The sequence below is a fragment of the Pseudomonas sp. AC083 genome (genome assembly GCF_979253165.1).
On sequence record NZ_CEEDDH010000001.1, the window covers coordinates 263,396 to 275,844 of the forward strand.

Here is a 12,449-nt window from a genome sequence, read left to right on the forward strand (position 1 = left end):
TCAGTGACTTCCCAGTAATTCGGCGGCGGCCATTGCGCAGCTTCTGCCCGCTGTGGTCCCGGCGCGGCCGTGCAGTTCGAACCAGTCGCTGGTCAATCCACAGCCGCAACTTGCGCCCGGGTGCAGCGTGGCAAGGTCGCTCATGACCACGGCGTGGGCCGGGCTCGATGAGATGTAAGGCGAGACGAAGCCGAGCAGGCCTTGTTGGCCATAGGGCAGCAGGGAAAAATCCGCCGGATCGCGAATCAGCACTCGCGAATACACCGGCACATGAAAGCGGTGACGGGCGCATTCGATGTAAGGCACGGCGTGCTCGACAGCACCGTAACCATCGCGGCAGCGGGCCGGTTCGATGCCCAGTTGCCGATGGATATGGGCGTAAAACTGTTGTTTGGGAATTTCCTGCGCAGCCTGGGTTTTCCAGCCACCGCCAAAAAAGGCCAGCGAACCGGCGGGCAATTGCACATCCTGCACAGCGGTAGCCTGCATGCGTTGCAGGGTCTGCCAGAGAAACGCCGGGAAGCCGAAAATCCGTACTGGCAAGCCTTCTTCAGCGAAAGACTGCAACGCGGCGATCACGCCGAATACATCGAACTGATGGCCGCGACCAGTGTTACGCAAGGCGTAGACCACGCGATTGACCGGGGCAAACCGACAGAGAAACTGGTCGGTAAACGAGGTGCCCAAGGTGATGCATCCTTCGGGTTCGTAGCTCAACAGCAGGTAGTTGCACGGACTATCGGGAGTGTCCCAGGCGTAATGGCGGAAGATCTGCGCAACCATGAACTGCGCGCGAGCCAGGCTGCGTTCGTCGTAACGCATCCGGCTTTTCTGCCCGCTGGTGCCCGACGAAGTCAGTTCCAGGGCGTTCGTCCCCGTGCTGCTGAGCAGAAGGTGTTGCTTGAAGAAACTGGCAAAGATCGGCGGCAGACGCGACCAGTCATTGAGATTGTCGAGGTCCTGCGGCGTCAGTCCATAGGCGTTGAGCCAATGGGCGTAACCCGGGGTGTGATCGCAGTGAAAGCGGCTGATTTCGGTCATCGCCCGATCAAACAGATCGAGCGGGGCTGAATTCAGGCAATAGGGTTGCGTCAACGCGCACAGCGCGTCGGCATAGGGTAGGTGAGTCATCCATGTTCCTTATTGAGGCGAGGCCACATCAGCGGTGGTGGTTTGCAGGAGCCGGTAAACCATGGGCAGGCACATCAGCCCGCCGAATGCGGCCCAGATAGCGAAGTATTCAAGACGGCTGCCGCCACCGATGGCAGCAATCAGCGAACCGCCAAGGCCCATGACGGCGATCGAAATCATGCCGGTCAGCGCCGATACCAGGCCTTTGCTGTCGTCACTGGAAAACAGCGCCAGGCGATACACCGCCGCATTGCTCATGCCCAGCCCGACGGCGTACAGCGACAGACTCGCCACCACCGGTCCAAGCCCCGCACCGAGCAATGCGCACGCGGCCAGAAACAGAAGGCCCAGACAGAACGGCCAGAGCGCCAGTTGAATCAATTGCGTCAGCGAATGAGTCTGCAGCAAGCGGTCAAGAATCAGATTGCCGGCGATGACTGCCGAGAACACCGGTATCTGCCACAGGCCATATTCCAGCGGCGGCATGTCCAGCACCCGCACCAGCAGCAATGGCGCCAGGCCTATCCAGGCGATCAGCGGCAGACTCATCAGGCCGAGCGCCAGGCTGGCACAGAGGAAACGCGGATTGCCCAACAGCGCACCGTAGCGCCGACAAGTGAGGCGCCAGGAGAAGGGCACCCGGCGAGTTTGTTGACCGTCGCGGCGCTCGACGCCCACGGTTTCCGGCATCCACAGCAACAGGCCGAGCCAGACCAGCGCTGCTGTGCATCCCAGCAGCAGAAAAATTTCCCGCCAGCTCAGCCATTCCAGCAGCAGGATGCCAAGCAGCGGCCCGAGCAACGGCGATAACAACGCAACATTGCCGAGCAACGCCATCAGCCTGACGGCGTCGGCTTCGCAAAAAACCTCCTGCAATGCCGGGTAGCTCACGGCGACGACGAATCCCAGCCCCATGCCCTGCAACAGACGCAACAGGTTGAACGCTTCAATGCTGTCGGTGCTGAAAGCTGCCGCGCACGACACACCGAACAGCGCACTACCGATCAATAACAGTGGCCTTCGCCCGAATTGATCGGACAAGGGACCCAGTAGCCATTGCAGGCAGACGCCACCCAACAGATAAAGATTGAATGCATGGGGTACATGCCGCGCGTCCGCTTCGAGGTCGGTAGTGACGTCCAGCATCGCTGGCATGATCACGTCGCTGGCCATGTAAGTGAGCAGTTCGAAAGCGGTCAGCGCCAGACAGAAACCCGCAACCTGCCTGGGGCCGATATCTATAAGTGTTCTCTGCATGAACATCCCTGTTTTAAGAGTGGTAGGAAGTTCGCAGAGCCTAGGCGCAGACGCACAGCCGACCTAGCCGTTTGCTGCGTCAGCAGATTTCAAAAACTTACGGCATGTTTAAAGGGCGGGCGGAAGGCAAACATGTTTACCTGGCTGCCATTGCGGCAGAAACAACAATGCCCGCGACAGGGCGGGCATTGTTTGCGGTAAATCGACCGGGCGGGCCGCGCTTCCGGGTTGGGCGGCCATGCAGCGAAAAATCTTCCGCAGCTGTAACATGGCACTCCGTTCGCCCCGGCACGTCCCCGTAATTCGGCAAGCGTATGGCTTGCAAACGCATACATTCCAACGTTTCAGGAAACCGCAATGACCCAGAAGCAACGCTTGATTTATTCGATTCTGATCGCCCTGTCCGTACTGGCGATCATGCTGGGCCTGTCCTGGCTGCAAAACGCCGGCATGATCACCGAGAAAACTTTCCAGTATGTCGCGATCGGCGTGGCGGTGGTTGTGGTGGTGATCAATGGCGTGATGCGCCGCAAGGTCAAGCCGTAACGGCGAGCACCCGGTGCCTCATTCGTGGTTGAGGACCGCCGCAGCCTGTGGATGCAGGCTGTAACTCTTGTCGGCGTTGAAGGTGATCACGCCTTCGGCGCACAAGCGTTTCAGTACTTCGCGCACGCTGAGAAACGACAACGGCACGTCCAGATCGAGCAACTGGCTGTGCACGCCACGTACGCCCAGGCGGCGATTGCTTTGTGCCGCCACCAGCAGGGCGTCGATGACTTTCAGGCGAATCAGGCTGGTGCGCAGGCCGAAACTCTTCAGTAGCACACGAATGCGCTCATTGCCCGGACGCTCGCCGCGCTGGGTGAAATTGCCGTTGTGCGAACTCATGGATACGCCCTGTGGCGTCTGGCTACCGTCCGATGGTAGTTGCGAGTTGTACATGCGATTACTCCTTTTCAGAGCCAGATCGGGAAAGGTTTTGTTGCGCTCTCTAAACAAGACGTTTCAGCACGACAAATCATGAAAGAAAAGATGTAGAAATTTCGTCGCAAATTCGTCTCGGCCTTGTGATGCCGGCCTCGTCCCGAAGGATTGCCCGCTAAATTTTTTTCCTCAGCTTCGTTTCTTCGACAGGCTCATTGCGCGTGGACGCAGGGGCAATCGACCTTTCGATCAGGAGCAAGCGTGATTATTTCCAGGCAACTCACCGGGCTGGCCCTCGCCAGCACCTTGTTCGGACTGAGCCTGTCGGCCCATGCACTCAGTCCGGCTGCACAAACCAGCGCGGACATTCGCCGCACCAGTTTCGGCGTGCCGCACATTCGTGCCGAGAACGAACGCGGGCTGGGCTTCGGCATCGGTTACGCCTACGCCCAGGACAACCTGTGCTTGCTGGCCAACGAGATTGTCACGGTCAACGGCGAGCGCTCACGCTACTTCGGCCCGGAGCAGTTCACTGTCGAACAACGGGAAAACCGCGTCAGTGATGTGTTTTTCACCTGGCTCAACACTCCAGAAGCGGTCGAAACCTTCTGGCAGGCGCAACCGACGCAGATCCGCGAGCTGGTCGAGGGTTATGCCGCCGGATACAACCGCTATCTGGCCGAACGGCGCCAGCAAGGATTGCCGCAGCAATGCCAGGGCGAGTGGGTACGTGGTATCAGTGCCGAGGATCTGGTCAAACTGACGCGGCGCCTGTTGGTGGAAGGCGGGGTAGGGCAGTTCGCCGAGGCTCTGGCCGGCGCCACGCCGCCGCAAGCCACCGCACAGGTCAAGCACGATGCCGAGGCGTTCCAGTTGGCCGACGCCCGCCAGCAACGTTTCGCCCTGGATCGCGGCAGCAATGCCGTGGCAGTCGGCAGCGAGCGTTCGTTCAACGGCCGTGGCATGTTGCTGGCCAACCCGCATTTCCCGTGGGTCGGCGGCATGCGTTTCTATCAGATGCACCTGACCATCCCCGGCAAGCTCGATGTGATGGGCGCGGCTTTGCCGGGTCTGCCAATGATCAACATCGGTTTCAACCAGCATCTGGCCTGGACCCACACTGTCGACTCGTCGAAACACTTCACCTTGTATCGCCTGCAACTCGATCCAAAGGATCCGACCCGCTACCTGCTCGACGGCAAGTCGCTGCCACTGAGCAAACAGACGGTTACCGTGCAGGTCAAGCAGGCTGACGGACAGGTCGTACCGGTTGCGCGCGACATCTACAGCTCGCAGTTCGGTCCGATCGTGCAATGGCCGGGCAAGCTCGACTGGGACAAGCAATACGCCTACAGCTTGCGCGATGCCAACCTCGACAACGATCGCGTGCTCAAACAGTGGTACGCAATGAACCGGGCCGGCAGTCTCAAGGATTTGCAAGACGCAGTGCACAAGATTCAGGGCATCCCGTGGGTCAATACTCTGGCGGTGGATGACAAGGGCCAGACGCTTTACATGAACCTGTCGGTGGTGCCGAATGTCAGCGCGGAAAAACTGGCCAAGTGCAGCGACCCACGCCTCGGTCTGCGCATGATTGTCCTGGACGGTGCCAACAGCGGCTGTGCCTGGGATGTCGATCCGCAAGCCGCGCAGCAGGGCATCTTCGCCTCCAGCCAGTTGCCGCAATTGCTGCGCAGGGATTTCGTTCAGCACTCCAACGACTCGGCATGGCTGGCCAATCCGGCTCAACCGCTCACCGGCTATTCACCGCTGATCAGTCAGGAAGGACAACCGCTGGGCCTGCGCTCACGGTTCGCGCTTGATCGTTTGGGTGAGCTGAGCAAAAAAGGCCCACTGGCGATCAAGGATCTGCAGCGCATGGTCATGGACGATCAGGTCTATCTGGCCACGCAGGTCATGCCCGATCTGCTGAAGTTCTGCGGCGCCGACCTGGGCAGCGATACCGCGTCACTCAAGTCTGCGTGCGCCAGCCTCAAGGCGTGGGACGGCCGCGCCAATCTGGATTCCGGGCTCGGTCTGGTGCATTTTCAGAACATCATGCAGGCGCTGCTTGAATCAGCCGATATCTGGCGTGTTGCATTCAATCCGGCAGATGCGCAAAACACTCCTCGCGGCCTGGCCATCGAGCAGCCTGCCGTCGCCAAAGCACTGCGTGAAGCGATGCTGGCGTCGGTCGAGCGGGTCGGCAAAATGGGCCTGAAACCCGACACGCGCTGGGGTGACATCCAGGTAGTCAGCAGTGGCGGGCAGCAAACGCCGATTCATGGCGGGCTGGGGACGCTGGGCATTTACAACGCGATGCAGAGCGTGCCCCGTGAGGATGGCAAACTTGAAGTGGTCAGCGGCACCAGCTATCTGCAAGTGGTGAGCTTCGACGAACAAGGCCCGCATGCCCAAGGGCTGCTGGCGTTCTCGTTATCCAGTGATCCGATGTCAAGGTACTCGCGGGATCAGACTGCAGCGTTTTCGAAGAAACAGTGGAGTGTCCTGCCGTTCACCGAACAGCAGATCCAGGCGGATCCGCAATATCAGGTGCAGACGATCAAGCAGGATCAGGCAGGGAAGGTGGCAGCGCAGTAAACAGTCACCCCCTGAAACAAATGAAGGCCGCCTCCCGCAAGGGACGCGGCCTTCAGCTTTTCGGCGGGCGTTGCGGCATCGAATTGATCACCGGATTGCCTTCCTTGTTCCGGGTCAGGTAGACCGGCAGCACTTTGGGCAGGCTGTTGGCGAGGTTGTTCATCTCTTTGATGTTGTAGACACCGCCCACGCGGATCGCGCCGGTACTGGTGTCGGCCAGCATCAACGGCTTGTCCAGGTAACGATTGATCAGGGGCAGGGCGTCGTGCAGCGCGAGGTTGTCGAGCACCAAACGGCCGCTGCGCCAGGCCAGCGAGGTGTCACCAGGGTAGGTCTGACTGATTTGCGGGGTGTAATCGCCCTGCCGGTAGCGTGCCTGCATCGATGGACCCAGACGCAGGCCGTCGCCCGGCAGATCGCGATTGCTGCTGACCAACACCGAACCTTCGACCAGATTGACCCGCACCTGGTCCTCGTACATCCACACATTGAACCGCGTACCGGTCACGCGGATTTTGCCGTCGCCGGCGCGAACCACAAACGGATGAGACGCGTCATGGCTGACATTAAAAAACGCCTCGCCCTTGTTCAGGGTTACGCGACGTTCATGTTTGTAGTTGCTGAAGGTCAGGTCGGTGTGCAGGTTGAGTTCGAGTTGGCTGCCGTCACTCAGGGTGATCTGACGCACAGTGTCGGCGGCGGCGTAATGCTGATAACTGTTGGGCACCCAGCCCATACTCCAGCCGCTGTAAGCCGCGAGCGGCAAGGCGAGGGCGCAGGCACCGGCAATGACTGCGAACTTGCGCCACGAACGCAAGGGTTTGCGCTGCGCCGCGAGTGCTTCGGGCTCGGTTCGAGGCAAATCTCCGGCGACCTCCCAGATCTCCTGCATGGCTTCGTATTCGAAAGCGTGCAAAGGATGCGCAGCGTGCCAGATTTCAAATGCGCGACGCTCCTCGTCCGTGCAGTCGGCGGCGTGCAAACGCATGCACCAGTGCGCGGCGGCATCGGTGATCGCATCGTATTCGGCTTCCGAGAGAGTGTCTTGGGTCATTGACTCGTCCTGATTTCGCTCATTCTAACCTCGCCGGCAGGCTGCCGAGAACATCCGTCATGGCATTTACCCATCAACGTGGAACTTATTTTTCCCTGTGGCGCCCAAAAAAACAGGAAGCAACTGCCTACTATCCATAAATGGAGTGAAAAAATGATCAAAAAGACATTCGCAGCCCTGATCGCCACTGCTGGTTTGCTCAGCGCCGGTGCCGCTCTGGCGGACAAGCCAGGCGCAGGCTGGATCACCATCGAGAAAGCCATCGAGGTCGCCAAGACCAAAGCCGGTTATGTCGAGGTCTATGAGATTGGCGCCGACAATGACGGCTACTGGGAAGGCGAAGGGCGCAAGGCCGACGGCGCTGTTTACGAATTTCGCATTGATGGCGCTTCCGGCAATGTGCTGCGGGACCAGAAGGACTAACCCACTTTAAGCACTCACTGATTCTTGTGTTGAGCAATGCGCTGGCGCGACGTCAGCGCATTTTTTTGTCTTCACGGCAGCGCTTGCGAGGATCCTGCCTGATCCGAACTCGAACCCGATGATGAAAGGGCGGGAAGCGGGTCGAGCTGGCGGCCCATTTCGCTGATAAGCAACGCGATCGAGTCGGCGTTGGCGAGCATGACGTCAATCCGCGCATCCGCAGACTGAGAGCTGCAAAACGCCAGGCGTGCATCGGCAAGGTTTGTGGTTTTGGTAAGGCTGAGTATTTTGTTGTAATTCCCTGCATGCGTCGGCATCTGATCCAGGTCGGTCCAGACCTGATGGCCGGTCTTCACTGCAAACAAGTGCTGGCCGTAGCGCGACAACAAGCTGCGATGACGCTCAAGGGATTCCTTGGCATGTTTCCCCGCGTCCGTCGCCGTATCGATGAGGTCCAGATAAGGCGCCATGGCTTGCACGACCTCAAGATCATCGCTGTCGCAAACCAGATGCGAGAGCTCATGGATAAGCGTTACAGCACGTGCGTGAGAATCGACATTGAACCGAGGAGGCAAATGGGCGGTGTATCTGTCCATTCCGGGATTGAAAAATACCTCAGTAAGATGAATTATTTTTTGTTTGTCCTGTTTGAAAACGAATGCAACGACATTCGCCCGACCTTTCGCGTTCAGACCCGCCAAAAAGCGTTCGGTGTAGAGCAAATCATCTTTAGGGTTCGTCAGTTCCTGGCAAACAGGAATTATCACCTTCTCGAGCTTGCTGAGCAGCGAGGGCGTTATGTCAGTCACCTCGAAGAAATTCTTTAATACCGTCTCCAATCGTTTGCCCTCGAAGTTGTCGCGCTGTGTAACGTAGTTATGCAGACAATTGACTGCGTATTCCCTGGCACGATTTACGGCTTGCTGTATCACAAACGCTCTGGCGGGATAGCGACGGTTGATCTGGGTCATGCCTCTCGCTTGGACGTACATCTCGATTGAACGGTTTTCCTCCACTTCGTGTTGAGCGGCGTCACGTTGTTTTGATCGGCAGCGATAAACCGGCTGGCTGGTGCTCGCAACGACCAGACGGGAATTCTTCTCCTCGAGTGACGGCCCCTGGCTGCCGTCTTCTTTGCGCAAATACCAGGCTTTTTCGATCTGCACCGCCGGATACACCTTGCCGGCAATGGCGGCGTATTTCTGCGTCGTCGAAGAATCTCCGTAGACCAGCTTATTGGCATCGAGCTTGAGGCTTTGCAGCGCAGTGCTGGTTTCAAAGGTTTGCAAGTCGATACGAGCGGGGGTGACGGGTGGCACTTTTGCCCAGCGAGAGGCTACTTGCACCGTCGTGGCTGTAGAGGCTGGTGCGTGCGCCTCTGCGGCGAATTCGGAACTGGCCGTTTCTGCCTCGCTTTCCCAGGACAGACGTCCCAGGCTGAAGAGTGTAATTGCCCCTGCGATGAAGCTTTTCAGGGCGTTTGCCCAGTGGTGATCCTGAAGGCCTTCGGCGGACGCCTTGAAGTCCTGGTAGCTTCGCCAGAGGAAAAAAACGGATGCGAGTTTGCCCGGTAGCAAATGTGGCACCAGACGCACGCCGTGACTGAACAGAGACTTCACCGCTTCCCAATCCGCTTGGGCGTCGATCTGTGGCTGGCTACGCAGCAGTTGCGGCAGAAGGCTCAGAGTATCCTGGTGAAACCGTTCAAGCAGGTTGTCATTGATGGGCGTGTCATGAAGGGTGATTTCACTTTTTTTACCAATCGTTGTTTTCAACAGACTCTTGAAGACCGCCTGCTGGGCCTCAGGCAGACGCCGGATGATCAAATCCTGGAAGTGCCCGGAGGTATTCAGTGCTTCGATCAACTGCGCTTCGTTTTCGAACTCGCGAAATACATACCTGGAGTAAGGCGCATAGATAACCCGGGGGCCTGTTCGCCCTGCGCCCGGACCGAGGACATACAATCCGAGCGCGTCAACGCAATCAGCGCCTGCAGTCTTGATCAACGATAGCGGACAAGCGATGGCATCGGCACCCTCGACCATAGCCCGCGCTATCCCGTCCGGCATGTCGAGGACCTGGCAAATGTAGTCATAACCGGTATCCGAAAGCTGCTGTTGCAATTTCATCGAGTGGGCGTGTTGCATCAATTGCCAGGGTAATTGGCGTAAAAAACGCTTTTTGCTGGCACGTGCGGACGCGCTGTCGGCGGACAGCGCTTCGGTCACTTTCTCCGTGTAGGTGGTGGTGACGTCAAGAGATTGCAGTAATTGCCGTACCGCGGACTGGGCAAAATCCTTTGGCAATGCTGTGGCTGTTGTCGATGCGACTTTGAAACCGGTGCCCTGCACGACGTTGTAGTGATGCAAGGCAAACTCCAGCAGGTTGCAGGCAGGGCCTGCCAGTGTCAGGTTGGGGGTAATCCGGATGTCCTGTGGCTTGAGCCCGTTGCCTGGAAATCGGGCGTCGAGCAGTGTCTTGAGGGTCTGCTCGATATGAGTGGCCAGCGCCGGGACGTCATCGAGGAAATCCTTGCCATTGATGAACGCGTGCCGCAGTTCATCCAGCAGAGCGAGTTGCGTGCGTTGCTCCGTCGCCGAGGCCATGCGCAACCAGTCGGGATAGTCCAGATGACGCGAAAGAGTTCGTGCAAGATCAATCGCGCGTTGCAGATTGGTATCGATGACAGCGTTTTTCATTTCACCAAGGAACGTCGCCAATGTCTTCGGTTCCTTGATACACACTCGCAGCACTGCGCATTCAGCGAGGAACTGCTCAATGGTCGATTGCATGCGGTCTCGGGAGACACTGCCGTCAATCAATTGAAACTCGCCCAAGGTGTATTGCTGGTCGAATCGATGTTGCGCCTTTGGCAGATTTTCCAGCAGCGCGTAACTCTGGTTATTGTCGTCCAGCCTTTGTTGCAGTTGCTTTTGCACATTGTCGATATCGTCGAACAGTTCCAGCCCCATGGCCGGTGTCCAGAGGATGGCGCGCCCTGAATGTTTCACGTCCATGCCGCCGCGCTCGGTCAGCAGCACGCAGTGAGCGAGCGGCAGCGCACCTTTGAACTTGGCACCATTGAGGGTGAGGGACCAGGCATCGGGGCGAAAACCATTGAGTGAGTGACGGTCCCTGCGTGTGGGATGCCTGGAATCGAACACGGTGTCGACGATCTTGCGTTCCGCCTCCAGCCATGAGCCGCTGAGACTGCGCATGTACGCCTCACCACGCAGGCCATCTTCGAACGCCTGCGCCAGTTTCCACAGAATGCCTTCGAGAAAAGCGCGCTGTTCGGCGCCGTTACCGGTCGGTTGATCTTTGAAGTGGCTGGTCAGATTATCCAGCGTTCGCCCCAGACGAGTCGCCTGCTGCGCAGCCTTGTCCGCCTGCACGAGTGACGATGGCGGCGTACTGGTAAATAGCGGCCGCGTGCTCCAGCGCTGATTGACGTCGAGCTTGAGCAACCGTTCATGAATCATCGAGCGGATATCCAACGCCTTGTCGAAGAGCGCATGGACGTCGGTGCTGCGCGCGCTCTGGCGAAAACGCTGCAGAACGAATTCAATGTTCTGACGTTGCTTGGTGAGGATCGCCTCGAACAGCGTCGTCATGATCTCACCGCCGATGTTTTCGCCAGATACCTGGGCATTAGCGAAGCCGAGGTAACGATTGCGCTCTTGCAGATTCATCAGCCCGTAGAGTTCATCTTCGTGCCCGGCAGCCCTCAGCTTGGCGGTCAGTGTCTGTTTGAGGTCGGCGTAGTCGGTGAGCACCTGCAGGCCCTGGCTGGGCGTATAGAGATAAGCCTTGTCATGATTGATCATCAGCGAGCCGGCCAGCTCGACACAGGCTGTCTCTTCGCTCAGGCACACGGTTTCGAACGTTGGCCGCCGTACCGCAACGGTTGGCTCACGTACCAGGCTGTGCAGGGCGTCGAACTCGCTGGCGGTGAGGATCTGCGTTTCGCGCTTGATCATCAGATCCGCTCGCGCTTGATCCTGTAGCGTCTGGCTGAAGAAAGTACGTCTGGGCGAACCCTCGAATGAAGCGCCATTCCAGTAGATCTCAAGCTGCCGAAACAACAGCATGGTCAACTTTCCCGATGCGGACTTGATCGCATTTGTCCAGGCAGACTGATCGTCCTCGCTTACCGAACGAGCGGGATGGGTAAATTCCACGGTCTGACCGTGCGGCCAGCCCTGGCGATGAAAGTGCAGCAGCAGCGCTTGAGTCAGCGATAGCGAGTCGACCCACTGTTTGCCCTCAGAGGAGGTCGCCGAATAGAAACCGACCCGGGTAAGCGACTGTTGCAACGCGGCAAAATGTGGTTCGAGCAGTTCATCGAGAATCTTTTCCAGCAACGTTGCAAGGGATGGCAGGCGTTTGAGCTCGTCCAGCAGGTCACGGGCGCACCTGTCCAGGGATTCGCCGATTGCCGCTTGCTGGTCCTCGAACACATCACCTTCGATGGTTTCGCAGGTCAGGGTAATCCCGCGTTTTTCCACCAGTTCCTTGCGCAGCGAAACCGAGAGGAAAGCCAGCAGATCATCAGCTTCCCCGGCATTGTCGAGGCGTGTCTGCAGTGCGTCCGTCAGTGCTTGGCGGTCAGCGAATTTTTTCAGGCCATCGTAGGGCGTATAGAGAAACACGCCGTTGTCATCCGGCCCTGCGCTGAGCATGAAGCTGCCCGCCAGCGGCACGGCCTGTTGCTTGTCGGCGTTGAGCAGGATGCGTTCGGCCAGCATCGGCGGGGTCTGCTTGTTGCGCAGCGATTGCGTCGCCAGTTGCGCATGGGCAAGCCAGTCGAAGTCTTTGCTGTTGAGACCGTGTGCTGGGCCGAGGTCAACGTGCAGGCCGGGTGAATCGAATATCACTGGAAACAACAGCGGGGCAGTCGGGGTGGACATCATTGCAACTCTGAACGGGCGCCATCGGGCTGGAACTCAACAGTAGATGCGCAGGCTGGAGCACTTGCGGTAGATAGTTACCGCACACGCTGACCGTGAAATGTGCATCAGGGCGCGCCAGCGGATGCCCATCAATCGAAGGGTTGACA

The 12,449-nt window shown here is 58.5% G+C and carries 8 protein-coding genes; 3 read left to right on the forward strand and 5 right to left on the reverse strand.

Going from position 1 to position 12,449, the window contains the following annotated elements; all coding sequences use genetic code 11:
* A complete protein-coding gene (locus AC0IXA_RS01090; RefSeq protein ID WP_471811221.1) occupies positions 1-1,131 on the reverse strand; it encodes a LuxE/PaaK family acyltransferase in 1,131 nt (376 codons plus the stop codon).
* Between the two features lie 9 nt (positions 1,132-1,140).
* Complete coding sequence (locus AC0IXA_RS01095; RefSeq protein WP_471811223.1) at positions 1,141-2,388, reverse strand: MFS transporter; 1,248 nt, start codon at positions 2,386-2,388, stop codon at positions 1,141-1,143.
* A 357-nt stretch (positions 2,389-2,745) separates the two neighbouring features.
* Here AC0IXA_RS01095 and AC0IXA_RS01100 point away from each other — a divergent pair, with 357 nt between their 5' ends.
* On the forward strand, positions 2,746-2,934 hold the full coding sequence (locus AC0IXA_RS01100) for a hypothetical protein (protein WP_016770563.1): 189 nt from the start codon (positions 2,746-2,748) through the stop codon (positions 2,932-2,934).
* A gap of 18 nt (positions 2,935-2,952) precedes the next feature.
* Here the strand turns inward: AC0IXA_RS01100 and AC0IXA_RS01105 are convergent, their stop codons facing one another.
* Positions 2,953-3,330, reverse strand: a complete 378-nt coding sequence (locus tag AC0IXA_RS01105; protein ID WP_341637593.1) for a fe2+ zn2+ uptake regulation protein — start codon at positions 3,328-3,330, stop codon at positions 2,953-2,955.
* Between the two features lie 243 nt (positions 3,331-3,573).
* Here AC0IXA_RS01105 and pvdQ point away from each other — a divergent pair, with 243 nt between their 5' ends.
* Positions 3,574-5,913 carry a bifunctional acylase PvdQ gene (pvdQ, locus tag AC0IXA_RS01110; RefSeq protein ID WP_471811225.1) on the forward strand — a complete coding sequence of 780 codons (2,340 nt, stop codon included), beginning with the start codon at positions 3,574-3,576 and terminating at the stop codon, positions 5,911-5,913.
* A 52-nt stretch (positions 5,914-5,965) separates the two neighbouring features.
* On the opposite strand, the gene AC0IXA_RS01115 is transcribed toward pvdQ, so the two are convergent.
* Entirely contained in the window at positions 5,966-6,967 is a 1,002-nt protein-coding gene (locus tag AC0IXA_RS01115; protein ID WP_281881338.1) for a FecR family protein, read from the reverse strand.
* Between the two features lie 153 nt (positions 6,968-7,120).
* Here AC0IXA_RS01115 and AC0IXA_RS01120 point away from each other — a divergent pair, with 153 nt between their 5' ends.
* The gene (locus tag AC0IXA_RS01120) at positions 7,121-7,390 is read left to right on the forward strand and encodes a PepSY domain-containing protein (RefSeq protein WP_341637590.1); all 270 of its coding nucleotides are present in this window, start codon (positions 7,121-7,123) and stop codon (positions 7,388-7,390) included.
* Positions 7,391-7,461: 71 nt separating this feature from the next.
* Here the strand turns inward: AC0IXA_RS01120 and AC0IXA_RS01125 are convergent, their stop codons facing one another.
* Positions 7,462-12,300, reverse strand: a complete 4,839-nt coding sequence (locus AC0IXA_RS01125) for a dermonecrotic toxin domain-containing protein (RefSeq protein ID WP_471811227.1) — start codon at positions 12,298-12,300, stop codon at positions 7,462-7,464.
* Positions 12,301-12,449: the final 149 nt, after the last annotated feature.

Coding starts and splice junctions, on each gene's coding strand:
- AC0IXA_RS01090 (WP_471811221.1), bottom strand. CDS start 1,131: ATGACTCACCTACCCTATGCCGACGCGCTGTGCGCGTTGACGCAACCC.
- AC0IXA_RS01095 (WP_471811223.1), bottom strand. CDS start 2,388: ATGCAGAGAACACTTATAGATATCGGCCCCAGGCAGGTTGCGGGTTTC.
- AC0IXA_RS01100 (WP_016770563.1), top strand. CDS start 2,746: ATGACCCAGAAGCAACGCTTGATTTATTCGATTCTGATCGCCCTGTCC.
- AC0IXA_RS01105 (WP_341637593.1), bottom strand. CDS start 3,330: ATGTACAACTCGCAACTACCATCGGACGGTAGCCAGACGCCACAGGGC.
- AC0IXA_RS01115 (WP_281881338.1), bottom strand. CDS start 6,967: ATGACCCAAGACACTCTCTCGGAAGCCGAATACGATGCGATCACCGAT.
- AC0IXA_RS01120 (WP_341637590.1), top strand. CDS start 7,121: ATGATCAAAAAGACATTCGCAGCCCTGATCGCCACTGCTGGTTTGCTC.
- AC0IXA_RS01125 (WP_471811227.1), bottom strand. CDS start 12,300: ATGTCCACCCCGACTGCCCCGCTGTTGTTTCCAGTGATATTCGATTCA.